We start from the raw sequence: 15,694 nt of genomic DNA on the forward strand, positions 1-15,694 counted from the left end.
CTGGCCGGGCGAGGGGCTTACACACCCAGTGCGGGGTGTACTTATGTACACCCCCGGGAGGGGTTCTACAGCCAGTGACCAGTCACGGGCCGCGCCACGACGCTGGAGACATGTGGACGACCATCGTTTCCGGCATCACGCTCGCCGCTTCCCTGATGACCGGCCCCGTCTCGCACCCCGCGACCGAGACCACCGCCGCCGCCCCGAATCTGACGGGCATCGGATCGCTCATAGACCAGACTGTCACGGCGCAGCTCGCCAAGGACAAGATCCCCGGCGCGGCCGTGGTCGTCGTCTCCGGCGGTAAGACCCTGTACGCGCAGGGTTACGGCGTGGCCGACACCGCCACCGACACCCCGGTGGACCCGGTGCGCACCGAGTTCTTCACCGGCTCGGTCGCCAAGGTCTTCACGGCCACCGCGGTCGCGCAGCTGATCCAGGAGGGGAAGATCGATCCGCACGCGGACGTGAACACCTACCTGAAGGGCTTCCAGGTCACCGACGCCTTCCCGGGCCGCCCGGTGACCGTCGAGAACCTGCTCACCCACACCGGCGGCTTCGACGACGACCCGGTCGGCGTCGCCGTGTCCGATCCGAAGGACGTGCCGCCGCTGGGCCGGTACCTCGCCGACAACGAGCCGTCGCGCGTGCGGCCGCCCGGGACGCTGGCCGCGTACGACAACTACGGCGCCGCGCTGGCCGGCTACCTCGTCGAGTGCGTCTCCGGGGAGCCGTTCGCGCAGTACATGCAGGACCACCTGTTCGGGCCGCTCCAGATGGACGCCTCGACGTTCCTGCAGCCGCATCCGCCGGCGATCGAGGCGAACCTGGCGAAGGGCTACCGCCCCGAAGGCAACGGCTGGACCGCGGAGAACGGCCAGTACGGCGGCTGGTCGCCGACCGGCGCCGGCACCGTGGCCACCGCGACCGACGTCGGGAAGTTCATGATGGCGCAGCTGGCAAAGGACCCGCGGCTCGGCGCCGGCGTCGCGGATCTGGTGCAGCAGCAGCACTTCACCATGGATCCGCGGCTCCCGGGCATGGCGTACTACTTCGAGGAGCGGCCGCGGGACGGGCAGCGGATCCTGTTCAAGGACGGCGACGTGCCCGGCTTCCACAGCGACATGGCGCTGCTGCCGGACCGCGGTCTGGGTGTGTACGTGGTCTACAACGGCGACGGCACCGACGGGATCGCCGGCTGGGACGGCAAAGCCCTGATCAACCAGATCGTCGACAAGTACTTCCCCAGCGCGGCCGCCGCCCCGACCGCCGTCAAGGACCCGAAGCTGGACAGCTACACCGGCAGCTACCGCAGCGACCGGATCAGCCGGGGCGCGCTCACCCGGGTCGCCGGCCTGGTCTCCTCGGTGTCGGTGTCCGCGAACTCCGACGGCACCCTGACCACGAACGGACTGTCGCAGAACCCGAAGATCGGCGACCAGCGCTGGATCCCTTTGGGCGACGGCGAATTCGCCGAGCAGGGCGGCCAGGACCGGCTGGTCTTCGACGGCCGCGGCCACCTGGCGACCACCATCGATCCGACCGTCGCCTACTACCGGCTGGCCTGGTACGACTCCCCCAGCCTGCACCTGCCGATGCTCTACGGCGGCGCCGGGATCCTCGCGGCGGGCCTGCCGGCCTTCCCGATCCTGGCCCTGGTGCGGCGGCTGCGCGGACGGCCGGCGCACCCGCGATGGGCCCGGAACGCGCGCGTGCTGGCCTGGGTCTGCGGAGCGCTGGCCACCGGGTTCGTGATCGAGCTGCTCATGATGACCGGCGACAGCAACGCCTTCACCGAGAAGGTGATGCTCGGCTCGCCCTCGCTGACGCTGCTGGTGGCGATGAACACGCTGCTGGCGGTGGGAACGATCGGCCTGCTCGCCGGGAGCGCCGCGGCCTGGCGGCTGGGCTGGTGGCGGCCGGTCGGGCGGATCGCGTACTCGCTCACCGCCGCCGGCGCCGTGTCGTTCCTGTTCGTGGCGTTCACGTACAACCTGGTGTGGCCCTGAGCCGGACTCCGCGACCGCGGATCAGGCCTCGAATATCGTGAGGTCGAGCTCGGCCAGCCGGTCCGGGTCGACCAGGATGTCGATCTCCTTGATCCGGCCGTCCACCACGGTGAACCCCATGACCGCGGCGGGCTCGCCGTCCACGATCGTGACCCGCCCCGGCGCTCCGTTGACGAGCGCCGGGCGCGCGTCCGCCGCGAAGCGGGCGAACATCAGCGCCTGCCGGGCCACCGCCTCGGCGCCGCGCAGCAGCTTCAGGCCGGCCGGCAGGCTGCCGTAGTCGGCGCGCAGCACCACGTCCGGGTCCAGGACCGCGACCAGCGCGGCGAAGTCGCCGCCGCGCGAGGCCGTGGTGAAGGCCTTCACCACCTCCCGCTGCCGGCCCAGGTCGGCGTCCGGGACGGCGTCGGCGCCCCGCACCCGGCGCCGGGCCCTGCTGGCCAGCTGCCGGGCCGCCGCCGGGCTCCTGCCGACGATCACCGCGATGTCCTCGAAGGGGACGGCGAACATGTCGTGCAGCACGAACGCCAAGCGCTCGGCCGGCTGCAGCGTTTCCAGGACCACCAGCAGGGCCAGGCCGACGGCGTCGGCGAGCAGCGCCTCGTGCTCGGGGTCCAGGCCGTCCTCCGGCGAGATGATCGGCTCCGGGACGCGGACCGCCTCCAGCGACTCCTCGCGGCCGCGCGCCTTGAGCATGGTCAGGGCCACCCGGGCGACGACCGTGGTGAGCCAGCCGGTCAGGTTGTCGATGGCGTCCACGCGCTCCTCGCGCTGCCGGCTCAGGCGCAGCCAGGACTCCTGGACGGCGTCGTCGGCCTCGGACAGCGAGCCCAGCATCCGGAAGGCGACGGCTCGCAGGTGGCGCCGGTTCTCCTCGAAGCGTTCGGCGAGCCATTCGGTGCTGTCCACTGCGGTCCCCTGTCCCTCTATCGCGCGTGTTGTCGCAGCTATGACCCTTCGGCCGCGCGGTTTGTGACAGCACCGGCCAAGACCGCGGCGAGGCGGGCCGCGTCCTGGCCGAGATCGGCCTGCTCCAAGGGGATCCAGCGGTAGTCGTCGACCTCCTCCAGCTGGAGCTCGACGTCGGTGGCGTCCGGGGTGCCGTTGAGCAGGAACGCATAGCGGAAGTCGAAGTGCCAGTGCTCTGGTTCGCCCTTGGCCGGGTTGGCCGGGATCCGGTGCGCGTCGATGGCCAGCGGCAGGACCGGGTCGCCGATGAGGGTGACGTGCTCCTCGCCCAGGCCCGTCTCCTCGCGCAGCTCGCGACGCGCCGCGTCGGCCAGGGACGCGTCCTCGGGCTCGGTGTGGCCGCCGGGGTTGAGCCAGCGGTGCAGGGACTTGTGCGCGATCTGCAGCAGCCGGCCGTCGGCGGCCACGACGAAGGCGCCGGTGGTGACGTGGCCGGGCCGGGTCCCCCGGTCGGTCAGGCCGGTCACGTGCTCCGGGTCGGCCAGCGCGGCGGTGAACGGCCGCAGGCGCTCGGCCTGGTCCGGATGGCGCGTCAGATAGCTCGCGAGGAGATCGCGGATCGCGGTGTCGGTCACGCGTGAGGGCCGGGCAGCTGGGTACATGGCGCTCATTGTTCACCGACCGGATGGCGGACCTGCGCGCCTGTCACGAACGGAGCTGCGTACAGTACGCCGGCGGAGCAGGAGCGGCGGAAACCCCACCCGCCGACGGGAGGCGAGATCGCGCCGAGTAAAGTGATCATCTCACCCATCCGGCACAATTCGCCCTGGTCGAGATGCGCCGGTCCGCCGCACGTTCCACGCTGGACGCAAGTCCGGTTGGTATGACACCGCCCACCGCCCCGGGAGATGAGACAACCGCCATGAGCCGCCCCAAGATACTCGTCGTCGGCAGCGGCTTCGCGGGCACCGAGTGCGCGCACAAGCTGGAGAAGAAGCTCTCCATCGACGACGCCGAGATCCGCTTGGTGACGCCGGTCAACCACCAGCTCTACCTGCCGCTGCTGCCGCACGTCGCCTCCGGCGTGCTGACGCCGCAGGCCGTGGCCGTCTCGCTGCGCCGGATGCTCAAGCGCACGCTGATCATCCCGGGCGGCGCGATCGGCATCGACACCGAGACCAAGTCGGTGGTGGTGCGCAAGATCGACGGCCAGGAGGTGGTCGAGCACTACGACTACCTGGTGCTCACGCCGGGCAGCGTGACGCGCCAGTTCAACATCCCCGGCGTGGACAAGCACGCGGTCGGCGTGAAGACGCTGGCCGAGGCGGCGTGGATCCGCGACCACGTGATCGCGCAGCTGGACCTGGCCGCCGTCGCCGACACCGAGGAGGAGCGCGAGTCCCGGCTGCAGTTCGTGGTGGTCGGCGGCGGCTACGCGGGCACCGAGACGGCGGCGTACCTGCAGCGGCTGACCTCCGAGGCGGTGAAGCGCTACCCGAACCTGGACGGCAGCCTGATCAAGTGGCACCTGGTCGACATCGCGCCGCGGCTGATGCCCGAACTCGGCGAGAAGCTCGGCGAGAAGGCGCTGAAGATCCTGAAGAAGCGCGGTCTGCACGTCTCCCTGGGCGTTTCGGTCGCGGAGTGCACCGAGGACACGGTCACCCTGACCGACGGCCGGGTGCTGCCCTGCCGCACGCTGATCTGGACCGCCGGCGTGGCCCCGAGCCCGCTGATCGCCACCATGGGCGCGGCCACCAACCGCGGCCGCCTGGTGGTCAACGCCGACCTGTCGGTCCCGGACCTGCCCGGCGTCTTCGCCCTCGGCGACGCCGCCGCCGTCCCGGACCTGGCCAAGGGCGGCGACGCGATCTGCCCGCCGACCGCCCAGCACGCGATGCGCCAGGGCTGGACCGCCGCCGAGAACGTGATGTCGGCGGTCCGCGGCTTCCCGACGAAGGACTACCACCACAAGGACCTGGGCCTGGTCGTGGACCTCGGCGGCCTGAAGGCGGTCAGCAAGCCCCTGGGCATCCCGCTGTCCGGCCTGCCCGCGCAGGTCGTCGCCCGCGGCTACCACATCATGGCGCTGCGCACCTTCGCCGCCCGCTTCCGCACCGGCGCCGGCTGGCTGCTGAACTCGCTGGTCGGCGACGACTTCGTGCGCACCGGCTTCCAGGCCGAGAAGGCCGCGTCGCTGCGCGACTTCGAGTACACGGACGTGTACCTGACGCGTGAGGAAATTCTGCAGCGGACCCGCGACAAGGCGGCCGCCGCCGCGGTGGCGTCCGATTCGCAGACGCCCGCTTCGGCGGCGTGAGACGCGCCCGCGAGCGCTCAGTTCGACGCGCTCAGTTCGACAAGGCGATCACGCAGTCCGGACTGGCCGGCGACCAGACGGACGCACCGTGGGAGTTCACGCCCTGAAGCTGGATGCAGACCGTCTCCCCCGGGATGATGGGGATGTCCGCGCTGGTTCCCGATTCCGGATCGGTCGGCTCACCGGTACGCCCCGACTCGGTGTATCGGAGCAGGTAACTGTCCGCGCCCGGATCGGCGGACCAGCTGATCGTCATCGTGATGTACTCCGGCGCGTCGACGTGCGTGCTGAGCCCGGTCACGGGTCCCGGTGCGCTGCCCGCCGGCGGCGCCGGCGGAGTGGACGAGACGTGGGACGGCGGGGGCACGGTGTGGGTCGAGGTGGCGGTCCTCGTCGGCGGGCTGACCGAGCTGCTGGTGTGGCCGCCGGTGGGCTGATTGGCGGTGGTCGGACCCGGGCCGCCGCTGGTGCCGTTGCCGCTCGATCCGCCGCTCGGAGCGCTGCCCGTACCGCTCGCGGCTGATCCGGACGCCGATCCGGACCCTGACGGACCGGAGGACAGCGCCGCGCCCCGGTTCGTCGGGGCACCACCGGACGGTCCGCCGCCGCCCGACGATGTACCGGCGCCCGACACGCCTGTCGGATCAGAGGCCGAAGTCCGACCGCCGGCCTGGGCCCCGCTCTTCGGTGAGTGATCGGAGTTGTCGCCCCAAACCCCGTTTCCCTCCATCAGCACTGCCGCGGCGACGACTAGAGCTGTGAGCGTCCCGACTCCCACCACAGCCGCGCGCCGACGCCGGCGCCCGCCGCCGGCAGGGCTGGCAGGGTCTGCGGCACCGCCACGGTTCGCGGGGCCGCCAGACTCCGCAGAGCCGTCAGGGCCAGCGGCGCCGCCAGGGATCGCAGAGCTGTCAGGGTTCGCAGGGCCGCCAAGGCTCGCGGGGCTGCCAGAGCCCGTGGCGCCGCCAGAGCCCGTGGGGCTACCAGGGCCCGTGGGGCTGCTAGGGCCCGTGGGGCTGCTAGGGCCGTCCTGAGCATCGCCGAGCGGGACTGTGGCTTCGGGATCCCCGGCGGCCGCCGGCCGGTCCAACTCCTGAGCCACTCGCCTCGCCGTGGGCCGCTGCGCCGGATCCTTCGCCAGGCACCGCGTCAGCAGCGGCCGCAGGTCCGCCGGCACGTCGTCGAGCTCCGGCTCGGAGTGGACGATCCCGTACAGCAGCTGCGCCGGAGTCCCGTCGCCGAACGGTCCGTGGCCGGTCGCCGCGAACACCAGCAGTCCGGCGAGTGCGAAGACGTCGGCGGCCGTGCCGGTCTTATGGCCCGACTCCAGCTGTTCGGGTGCCATGAACTGCGGCGTGCCGACCGCGAACCCGGTCCGGGTGATGGTGCTGGCCGCCAGGTCGCGGGCGATCCCGAAGTCGATCAGCTTCGGGCCGTCGGCGGACAGCAGCAGGTTGGTCGGCTTGATGTCCCGGTGGACGAGGTTCAGGGCATGGACCGCGGCCAGGGTCCGGGCCAGGTCGGCGCCGAGTGCCCGCAGCGCCGCCGCGTCCAGCGTTCCGCTGAGGGCGACCACCTCGTGCAGCGACGGCCCGTCCACGTACTCGGTGGCCAGCCACGGCCGCTCCGCCTCGGCGTCGGCGTTGAGGATCGAGGCGATCCCGGGGCCGGACACCGCGCGCAGGGCTTCGATCTCCCGTCGGAAGCGGCGGCGGAACTCCGGCTCGCGCGCCATGTCGGAGTGGACGACCTTGACCGCGACACGTTCGCCGTCCGGATCCTGACCCAGGTAGACGCGGCCCATGCCGCCGGATCCGAGAGTGCCCAACAGCTCGTACGGGCCGATCCGGGCCGGATCGTTCGCGTTCAGCTCTGCCATCCCAGCCACCCCCGTGGTCTGCACTGTGTCGGCGGCCTAAGAACAACCGTGTTCTCAGACCGCCGACACTCTGTCACAGATGCGCCGCGGGTGTCAGCTCACTGCAAAGGCGAACAGGTGCTGCGACGTCGCGCTGGAGGCCGCCAGGTTCGGCAGCGTCACGGACGCCAGCGTCTTGCCCGCCGGCAGCGCGACCGAGTACGCCCACACCGAGAACGACCCGCTCGAGGTCGTCGTGCTCCCGTTGTACGTAGACGTGTGCTGGTTCGCGTACGCCGCCTTGGCCACCAGCGTGTCGCCGGACGCCGGGGTGGTGTCCGTCCAGTCCGACAGCGTCAGCGTGAAGGCCTGTGACGTGCCGTCCGTGAAGTGCAGCGTGCCGCTCTCCGTCACGCCGTGGGTGGTGCTGAAGCCCAGGAACCCGACCTTCGTACCGGTACCGGTGACCGCGATGGTCTGGCCGGTGGCGATCACGTTGTCGGTGGCGTCCAAGGCCTGCGGATGCCAGGGGCCGAAGTCCACGCCGGCCGCGGTGACATCACCGCCCGCGGACAGGCCGGCCGTCGCCAGCGCGGTCGCGGAGAAGCTCTTGCCGCTCTGCGTCGCGGAGTTGAGGCTGGCGGCCCAGCGGTTGGCGTCGGACGTGACCGCGGTGTCGTTCAGCGACGCCGAGAACGGCAGGACACTGTCGTCGCCCGATCCGTTGTAGGCGCCGCGGTTCGGGGCGGTGGTGGCGGACACCGCGTTGCCGAAGTAGTCCTTGCCGCCGTTGTTCGCCACGACCGCGCCGGTGCCCAGCTCCGGCGAGGTGGTGTGCAGCTTGATGGCCAGCGTGCCGGCCGCGTCGTTGATCAGCTGCGGGTCGGCGGTGTGGGCGTGCGCGTCGCCGGAGGAGGGTGCGGCGACGCCTCCGAAGTACGTGTTGGAGTCGAACGTCGCCGAGGAATCCGAGGCCCAGGAGGCCGTCGGGGCCACGAAGATGTTGTTCTGCCACACCACGTTGCCGCCGAGCGTGTCCGAGATCGGCTTGCCCGGGCAGAAGAAAGTGTTGTTGTAGATGAAGTGCGTGCCGGTGCCGGTGCTGGAGTTGGTGAACCGGCAGTCGTCGCGCGAGATGTTGTAGCGGAGCACCGCGTTGGTGGTCGTCGCCGCCCCGCCGCAGCCGGACAGGCAGTCGAGGTAGAAGCCGCCGGCGTTGTTGTACGAGTAGTTGTACTGGTACAGGCAGGTGCCGGTGTTGCTGACGTCGCAGTCCCACGCGGTCGCGTCGTTCACGACCCCGGTCTGCGCCCCGACGCTGTTGTACTGGAACGTCGGATTGTTGCTGTGGTACGGCCACATCCCGGCGAAGTTCCCGGCCACGAACGGGTACGCCCCGAGCCCGAGCTCGGTCGCCGTGTTGTACTCCACCAGCGGGGAGTCGCTGTCGTGCACCACGATCCCGTCGCCGCCGGCCGCGGTGATGGTGTTGTGCCCGATGTAGACGCCGGTGCTCATCGCCGAGGCCTCGCCCTCGACCTTGATGCCGCCGCCCCCGGTGTCGTGCACGTTGTTGTTCGTCACGGACACGCCGTTGAAGACGCCCGATCCGGTGGCCACGCGCACGGCGATGCCCGCCGAGTACGAGAACCACGACGCGTTCGTCCCGGTCTTGTCGCCCCAGCCGGCCACGTTGGCGACCTCGTTGCCGGTGATCGAGATCCCGGCCTGGTTCGCCGAACCCGCGACCTCGACCAGGATGCCCTCGTGCTGCGCCCGGGTGGACGAGCTGTTCTGGACCTTCAGACCACTGATGGTCCAGTAGCTCTGGTCCACCAGGTGGACCGTGGCCTCGGTCGCGCCGCCGCCCTCGATGACCGGTGCGGCACCGGAACCGTAGGCGTTGACGGTGATCGGCGAGCCCGAGGCGCCGGAGCCCTGCGGCGTCAGCGTGCCGTCGCAGGTGGTCCCGGCCTTGAAGGACAGCGTGTCGCCGGCGGTGAAGACATGGCCGTCGGGATCGGCGAGGGCGTTCCACGGCGAACCCGAGGACCCGCTGCCGTCACCGGCGGCCGAGCAGTCCACGTAGTACACGGTCCCGGCCGCGTGTGCGGTCGGGACCGTGACGGCCAGCAGGCCGACGGCGCCGAGGGTCATGGCCCCCAGCGCCGAGATGGAAGCGCGCAGATGCGCTTTCACAGGTACGTACCTCCAGAGTTGGTGGTGCGTGAATGGGGATTCGCCCCCGTGAGGTGGTGCAGAGGTGGTGCGCCTACTTCCCCGCTCCGAGGGTCAGCCCCTCGGTGATCCGGCGCCCGAGCCACGCGTACAGCGCGAGCATGGGCAGCACCGCGATGGACACCCCGGCGAACATCACACCGAAGTCCTCGCCGGTGAACTGCTGCTGGGTCAGGAAGTTGACCAGCGCCAGCGGCAGCGTGAAGTTGTCATTGGTCTGCAGGAACATCAGCGCCAGGAACGTCTCGTTCCAGCACGCGATCGCCACCAGCGTCAGCGCCGTCATCAGGCCGCCCCTGGCCAGCGGCAGCATGATCCGCCAGAACGTCATCCCCGGGCCCACGCCGTCCAGCGCCGCGGCCTCCTCCAGCTCGCCGGGCAGCGAGGCGAAGAACGACATCAGCAGGTACACCGTGAACGGCAGGTTCACCACGATGTAGAGCACGATCAGCCCGGCCAGGTTGTCGATCAGGTGCGCCTTGGCCATGATCGAGTACAGCGGCAGCACGATGATCTGCATCGGGATGCCCAGGCCCAGCACGAAGTACATGCTCACGCCGCCGGAGAGCCGGTTCTGGTTGCGGCCCAGGACGTACGCCGCCGGCGAGGCCAGCAGCACGGTCCCGGCCGCGGCCGCCACCACCACCAGCGCCGAGTTCACGAAGGCCGGCCCGAAGCCGCCGTCGTGCCAGGCCCGGCTCCAGTTGGAGAACTTCAGCTCGGTCGGCAGCCCGAACGGGTGGTTCAGCACGTTGTAGCTCGACTTCAGCGAGCTGAGCAGGATGAACAGGAACGTGAACGCGCAGAAGGCGACGAACAGCCAGATCAGCGCGGCGCCCGGAAGACGGGCCCACGGTACCCGGCGGCGGCCGGCGGGGGCCGCCGCCGGGGTGCGGGGGTCCTGCGCCGCGCTCTCAGCGCGGGACCCGGTCGTTGCGGTGCTCATGAGATCGCCGCCCTCCTCAAAGCTCGAGCCGGTCGCGGCTGGTGACCCGGCGCAGGACGACGACCACCACCACGACCGCCACCAGGGTGACGACCGCGCCGGCACAGGCCCGGCCGAAGTCGTAGATCGGGGACGTGCCGCCGATGGTCTCGCCGTAGACGTACATCGCCGACGTCCACTGGTTGGTGGTGGGCAGGTTCCCCTGCGAGCCGGAGAAGGCGAGGATGAACTCGAAGATCTTGACCGTGCCGATGGTCCACAGCACCGCCGCGGTCCCGACCACGTCCCAGGACATCGGCAGCGTGATGTGCCGGAAGCGCTGCCAGGAGTTGGTCCCGGCGAGCTTGGCCTCTTCGTAGTAGTACGGCGGGATGCGGTCCACGCCGGCCATCAGGATCGTCACGTAGTACCCGGTGTTGATCCAGACGATGGCGAGCAGGATCGCGTTGAACTGCCACTGCGGCTTGAGCCAGTCCACCGGCCCCAGGCCGAAGGAGTGCAGGCCCTTGTTCAGCATCCCGTCGTGGTTCAGCAGGAAGTCCCAGAACGCGGCCAGCGCCACGCCGGAGACGATGTGCGGCAGGAAGATGAAGCCCTGGATGAACCGGCGGCCCTTCATCTCGCGCAGCATCAGCATGAAGGCGAAGCTCAGGACGAACAGGAAGATGCCGCACCCGAACAGCAGCTTCAGGGTGTTGAAGAAGGCGTCCTTGAACGCCGGGTCGTGCGTGAGGTGGTCGTAGTTCAGCGTGCCCTTCCACCGCGGGTTCGAGAACCCGTCCCAGCTGGTGAAGCTCGCGTAGAACGAGTACCCGGTCGGCACCATGAACAGGACCGTGTACAGGATCAGCGCGGGTGCCAGGAACGGCCCGAAGACGCGCCGGCGGCGCCGGGCCAGGGGCGAACCCTTGGCCCGGCCCCGCCGGACACCGACGGTGGCGCTGGTCACGACGCGGACTTCCAGTAGTCGATCGTGCCCTGCTTGCCGTTGGCGACGAACTTCGCGGCGTCGTCCTGGCCGGTGATCAGGCGGATCATCTCGGGGTTCAGCATCTTGTTGGTCCAGTCCGCGTAGTCCACGGACAGGTGCCCCTGGTCGGCGTAGACGGTGCCGGTCAGCGCCTTGCTCATCGAGGCCAGCTGGGCCGGCGGGTCGATGTCGGCGCGCGGCGTCAGGTTCAGCGCCTGGGTGGAGATGCCGGAGAGCTCCTCCTTCTTCATGAAGAAGGCGACGAACTTCTCGGCGGCGTCAGAGTGCTTGGCGGTCTTGGGGACCGCGAAGCCGAAGAAGTTGATGCCGGTGTCGGTGTTGCCCGAGTCCAGGGCCGGCAGCTGGATGCTGTCGAACTTGAAGCCGGCGGTGGCGTTCGGCGCGGCCTCGGAGGGCACCCAGGTGCCGGACAGGTAGAACGCGGCCTGGCCCTTGGCCCAGTCGCCCTCTTCGTCGATGCTCTTGCTGGACTCGTAGCCCTTGAGGATGTCGCCCTTGTCCCGCAGGTCCTGGACCAGCTTCGCGGCCTTGAGGACGTTGGGGTCGTCCCACGCGGCACCGGTCTTGTCGCTGGCCAGCTTCTTCAGGCCGTCGGTACCGAGTTCGCGCTGGAGCGTGAGCAGCACCCAGTACTTGTCGTCGCCGGGGACCGCCAGCGGGGTCAGGCCCATGCCCTTGGCCTTGGCGAACAGGGCCAGCAGGTCGTCCCAGGTCTTCGGCGGGTTGGCGGCCAGGTCCGGGAACTTGGACGCGTCGAACCACAGGCCTTCGGAGGAGACCTCGTAGGGGGCGATGAACGGCTTGCCGCTCTTGTCGTTGAGGAACGGCTTGTAGCTGTCCGGGATGACCTGGCCGACGGTCTGGGACTCGCCGGGGATCGTGGTGCCGTACAAGCCGCTCAGGTCGGTGGTCTCGTCCTTGGCCACCAGCGCGCCCAGGGCGTTCACCGACTGGTCGACCAGGTCTGCCGAGGAGCCGGTGCGCAGGGTCGGGGTCAGCTTGGTGATGACGTCGCGGCCCTGCCACTGGATGTTCACCTTGATGCCGGTGGCGGCGGTGAAGTCGTCGGCGGCCTTCTTGATCACCTTGGCCTGCGGCTCGTTCTGCTGCCACATCGACCAGTAGGTGAACGAGGTGCTGCCCGAGGCCTTGGTGCCCGAGGACGTGCCAGGCTTGCTGGAGCTGCCGCAGGCCGACAGGCTCGCGGCCGAGACGGCCACCGCGGCGGCTATGACGCCGGCGCGGTAGACGTTCTTACTGGTTCGCATATCGGGACTCGCTCTCTGGTGAGACTCTTCGGTGAGGGGTGGCGCACAAGGTCTATCAGGGTGCTGTCAGGCTATGGATGACAGGGTCTCCGGCCGCACCAGACCGAGCAGGTCCTGCCCGGCGTTCAGGCGCGCCAGCTCGGCCAGGACGAAGTCGCCCAGGCGCCGCAACTCGCCGCCGATCGAGCCGGCGATGTGCGGGGTCAGGGTGAGGTTCGGCAGGTCGAACAGCTCCGAGTCGGCCGGCAGCGGATCGGGGGCGGTGACGTCGGCGACCGCGTACAGCCGCCCGGACCGCAGCTCGTCGGCCAGCGCCGCGGTGTCCACCAGGGCACCGCGCGCGGTGTTGATCAGCGTCGCGCCGTCCTTCATCAGGGCCAGCCGCCGCCGGTCCATCTGGTGCCGGGTCTCGGCGTTGCTCGGCGCGTGCAGGCTGACCACGTCGCTGGCCGCGACCAGCTCGTCGAGCCCGGCGGGTACGGCGCCGAGCTCGCGGATCGCGTCGTCCGGCACGTAGGGGTCGTGGACCAGGACGGTCGCGTCCAGGACCCGCAGCACCTCCACCACCCGGCGGCCGACGCGGGAGAGTCCCACGACGCCGATCACCCGCCGGTGGTTGCCGACCGGGCCGAAGTCCTGCGACCAGTGCTGCCAGTCCCGGCCGTCCCTTTCGGCGCGGAAGGCGCGCTCCATCTCCGGCAGCCGCTTGCCCGCGCTGATGACCATCGCGAGCGTGTACTCGGCCACCGGCACGGCGTTGTCGGCGACCGCCGAGCTGACCAGCAGACCGCGCCCCCACGCGGCCTCGGTGACGTGGTGCTTCACGCTGCCGCCGGAGTGCAGGACGGCGCGCAGCGCGGGCATCCGCGCCAGCGCCGCCTCGTCGAGCACGGGGCAGTCCCAGCCGCTGATCAGCACCTCGGCCCGCTCCAGCGCGACGGCCGCCGCCGGGTCGCCGAAGTCGGTGACCACCAGTCCCGGATCGGTCTCGGCCAGCTCGGCGAGCCGCGCCTCGGCCGCCGCGTCGAACAGCAGCGGGCGCAGCGCGGGGCGCATGGCCAGGACGAGATGAGGACGATCCATGAAGAGGCGGTGCCTTTCGGACGAGCCGTCAAACGAACAACGGTGACCAGTGTCAGAACGAGGTAACCGAAAGTCAATACGTTCGATGAGAATCGATGAGAAACAAACAAAAACATAACTGAGACTTGCCGGAAGCCCAACGGACCCGCATGCTGTGAACGGTTCTGACTGATAGCTTCTGCTCACGCTCCCGACAGACCCCAGCGAGGAGGTGGTCCGTGCTCGCCGCGAGACGGCACGCCCTGATCCTTCGCCTGGCCCGCGAGCGCGGGTCGGTGCAGGTGGCCGAGCTGGTCGGCATCCTGGGCGTCTCGGACGTGACCGTCCGCCGCGACCTGGACCAGCTGGCCAAGGCCGGGCAACTGGAGAAGGTGCACGGCGGCGCGGTGCTGCCGGCGTCCGCCGAGCCCGCGGCGCCCGCGCGGCACCAGGACGGCGGCGAGGAGGCCGACCTCCCGGTCATCGGCGCCTTGATCCCCAAGTCGTCCTACTACTTCAACCGGGTCGTCGACGGGATGCGCCGGGTGCTGCGCGAGCCGGAGGGACGGCTGCTGGTCGCGGTCTCGGACTACCAGTCCGGCCAGGACCTCTCGCTGGCGATGGGCCTGGTGGACTCCGGGGCCCAGGCGGTGCTGCTGGCACCCGCCGACGAAGTGGAGTGGGCCGGGGCGCTGGGCGTCCCGACGGTTCTGGTGGAGCGGCGCTCCTACGGCCCGGCGGCCGCGACGACGTCCTGGGTGCGCACGGACCACGAGACCGGCGCGGGGCTCGCCGTCCGGCATCTGCACGAGCTCGGGCACCGCCGCATCGCGATGTTCGCCCGCGGCGAGACGCCGACCTCGCGCAGCGTGCTGAGCGGCTTCGAGCAGGCCGCGGCAGCCCTGGCCCTGCCGGAGACGCCGCGCATCATCGGCACCGACCTCGCCGGGTGGCCGAAGTGGGGTGCGGAGCAGATAGACGCGCTCGCCGAGCGGCTGCGCGCCTCGGACGCGACCGCGCTGTTGGTGCACTCGGACGAGGACGCGTTGGCCTTGCTGCAGAACGGTTTCGCGACCCGGTTCGCGGTCCCGCGCGAGATGTCGATCGTGGCGTACGACGACGAGTTCTCGGCGCTGACCCGGCCGGCGCTGACCGCGGTGTCGCCGCCGAAGGAATCGGTCGGGGAGCTGGCGGTGCGGACGCTGCTGGACCTGGTGCGCGATCCCGGGGCGCCGGCGCGGCACGTGGACGTCTCCCCGCGGTTGATCGTGCGGGAGTCGTCGGGGGTCGCCCGCTCGGCGTAACGGCCGGCAAGCGCGGGGGGAAACAGATCGGCGGCTAGAGGCTGGCCCGCCAGCCGTCCTCGGCGCGGTGCTGCCTGAGGACCCGGGCCGGCACCCCGCCGATCAGACAGTGGTCCGGGAAGGACCCCCGCACCACCGCGCCGGCCGCCACCGCGACGTTCCGCCCCAGCGTCGTCCCCGGCAGGATCACCGATCCGACACCCAGCCAGCAGCCGTCGCCGATGGTCACCGGCTTGTCCTCGGCGTCCTGGCGGCCGATCGGGGTGTCCAGCGCGGAGTAGCCGTGGTTCTGGTCGGTGACGTAGACGTACGGGCCGAAGAAGACGTCGTCGCCGATGTCAACGTGCAGGTGGGCCACGATGTGGCTGCCGCGGCCGATCGAGCAGCCCCGGCCGATGCGCAGGACGATCTCCTCGCCGAAGTCCTCCCCCGGCCACCCCACCGCAAGACTCACACCCTCGCCGACGAGCGTGCCCTCGCCGATGGCCATGTACTGCTCGTTGTAGAGCGCGCCGAGCGGGAACGACAACGCGGCGCCGGGGCCGAGATGGGCGAAGCGGTACCGGCCGGGGTCGGTCGCCGTGATGCGGCCGCGCACTCGGGCCCAGTCCCAGACACCGCGTATCGCGGCGGCGGTGAGACGGTCGATCCAGCGGGGACGACGGGGCACTGGGTTCTCTTCTCGACATGATCACAGCAGGGGATCGCCGTCAGCATACGGCCGGCGGGGACGGCTCGCGCCTCGTGCCGGAGAGCTCAGGCCGGGGCCCGCCGCCGAGGGGCTCGTGC

General features: G+C 70.7%; 12 protein-coding genes. 3 read left to right on the forward strand and 9 right to left on the reverse strand.

Going from position 1 to position 15,694, the window contains the following annotated elements; all coding sequences use genetic code 11:
- Positions 1-110: 110 nt before the first annotated feature.
- The gene (locus ABH926_RS23630) at positions 111-2,009 is read left to right on the forward strand and encodes a serine hydrolase domain-containing protein (RefSeq protein ID WP_370367897.1); all 1,899 of its coding nucleotides are present in this window, start codon (positions 111-113) and stop codon (positions 2,007-2,009) included.
- Positions 2,010-2,030: 21 nt separating this feature from the next.
- Here ABH926_RS23630 and ABH926_RS23635 read toward each other — a convergent pair whose 3' ends face one another.
- A complete protein-coding gene (locus ABH926_RS23635) occupies positions 2,031-2,918 on the reverse strand; it encodes a sigma-70 family RNA polymerase sigma factor (RefSeq protein ID WP_370367898.1) in 888 nt (295 codons plus the stop codon).
- Positions 2,919-2,956: 38 nt separating this feature from the next.
- Positions 2,957-3,580 (reverse strand): NUDIX hydrolase, encoded by a 624-nt coding sequence (locus tag ABH926_RS23640; RefSeq protein WP_370367899.1) that lies wholly within the window; start codon positions 3,578-3,580, stop codon positions 2,957-2,959.
- A gap of 260 nt (positions 3,581-3,840) precedes the next feature.
- Between ABH926_RS23640 and ABH926_RS23645 the strand changes: the two genes are divergently transcribed.
- A complete protein-coding gene (locus tag ABH926_RS23645; RefSeq protein ID WP_370367900.1) occupies positions 3,841-5,238 on the forward strand; it encodes an NAD(P)/FAD-dependent oxidoreductase in 1,398 nt (465 codons plus the stop codon).
- Between the two features lie 31 nt (positions 5,239-5,269).
- On the opposite strand, the gene ABH926_RS23650 is transcribed toward ABH926_RS23645, so the two are convergent.
- From ABH926_RS23650 to ABH926_RS23675, 6 genes are all read right to left on the reverse strand, one after another.
- Positions 5,270-7,117 (reverse strand): serine/threonine-protein kinase, encoded by a 1,848-nt coding sequence (locus ABH926_RS23650; RefSeq protein ID WP_370367901.1) that lies wholly within the window; start codon positions 7,115-7,117, stop codon positions 5,270-5,272.
- Positions 7,118-7,210: 93 nt separating this feature from the next.
- On the reverse strand, positions 7,211-9,295 hold the full coding sequence (locus tag ABH926_RS23655; protein WP_370367902.1) for a right-handed parallel beta-helix repeat-containing protein: 2,085 nt from the start codon (positions 9,293-9,295) through the stop codon (positions 7,211-7,213).
- A gap of 73 nt (positions 9,296-9,368) precedes the next feature.
- Positions 9,369-10,280, reverse strand: a complete 912-nt coding sequence (locus ABH926_RS23660; RefSeq protein WP_370367903.1) for a carbohydrate ABC transporter permease — start codon at positions 10,278-10,280, stop codon at positions 9,369-9,371.
- A 16-nt stretch (positions 10,281-10,296) separates the two neighbouring features.
- On the reverse strand, positions 10,297-11,229 hold the full coding sequence (locus ABH926_RS23665; RefSeq protein ID WP_370367904.1) for a carbohydrate ABC transporter permease: 933 nt from the start codon (positions 11,227-11,229) through the stop codon (positions 10,297-10,299).
- On the reverse strand, positions 11,226-12,539 hold the full coding sequence (locus tag ABH926_RS23670; protein ID WP_370367905.1) for an ABC transporter substrate-binding protein: 1,314 nt from the start codon (positions 12,537-12,539) through the stop codon (positions 11,226-11,228). Before ABH926_RS23670 ends, ABH926_RS23665 begins: the two co-directional genes overlap by 4 nt.
- Positions 12,540-12,605: 66 nt before the next feature.
- Positions 12,606-13,622, reverse strand: coding sequence for a hydroxyacid dehydrogenase (locus ABH926_RS23675; protein WP_370367906.1), 1,017 nt, complete (start codon positions 13,620-13,622; stop codon positions 12,606-12,608).
- Positions 13,623-13,840: 218 nt separating this feature from the next.
- Here ABH926_RS23675 and ABH926_RS23680 point away from each other — a divergent pair, with 218 nt between their 5' ends.
- The gene (locus ABH926_RS23680) at positions 13,841-14,905 is read left to right on the forward strand and encodes a substrate-binding domain-containing protein (RefSeq protein ID WP_370367907.1); all 1,065 of its coding nucleotides are present in this window, start codon (positions 13,841-13,843) and stop codon (positions 14,903-14,905) included.
- 34 nt (positions 14,906-14,939) lie between these two features.
- On the opposite strand, the gene ABH926_RS23685 is transcribed toward ABH926_RS23680, so the two are convergent.
- Positions 14,940-15,575 (reverse strand): acyltransferase, encoded by a 636-nt coding sequence (locus ABH926_RS23685; protein ID WP_370367908.1) that lies wholly within the window; start codon positions 15,573-15,575, stop codon positions 14,940-14,942.
- Between the last annotated feature and the right edge of the window lie 119 nt (positions 15,576-15,694).

Origin of the sequence: Catenulispora sp. GP43 (assembly GCF_041260665.1) — a bacterium.
In the GTDB taxonomy this organism is placed as follows: domain Bacteria; phylum Actinomycetota; class Actinomycetes; order Streptomycetales; family Catenulisporaceae; genus Catenulispora.

Bases quoted from the DNA above. Each gene is read 5' to 3' on its own strand.
- ABH926_RS23670 (WP_370367905.1), bottom strand. From the start codon at position 12,539: ATGCGAACCAGTAAGAACGTCTACCGCGCCGGCGTCATAGCCGCCGCG.
- ABH926_RS23630 (WP_370367897.1), top strand. From the start codon at position 111: ATGTGGACGACCATCGTTTCCGGCATCACGCTCGCCGCTTCCCTGATG.
- ABH926_RS23675 (WP_370367906.1), bottom strand. From the start codon at position 13,622: ATGGATCGTCCTCATCTCGTCCTGGCCATGCGCCCCGCGCTGCGCCCG.
- ABH926_RS23650 (WP_370367901.1), bottom strand. From the start codon at position 7,117: ATGGCAGAGCTGAACGCGAACGATCCGGCCCGGATCGGCCCGTACGAG.
- ABH926_RS23660 (WP_370367903.1), bottom strand. From the start codon at position 10,280: ATGAGCACCGCAACGACCGGGTCCCGCGCTGAGAGCGCGGCGCAGGAC.
- ABH926_RS23640 (WP_370367899.1), bottom strand. From the start codon at position 3,580: ATGTACCCAGCTGCCCGGCCCTCACGCGTGACCGACACCGCGATCCGC.
- ABH926_RS23645 (WP_370367900.1), top strand. From the start codon at position 3,841: ATGAGCCGCCCCAAGATACTCGTCGTCGGCAGCGGCTTCGCGGGCACC.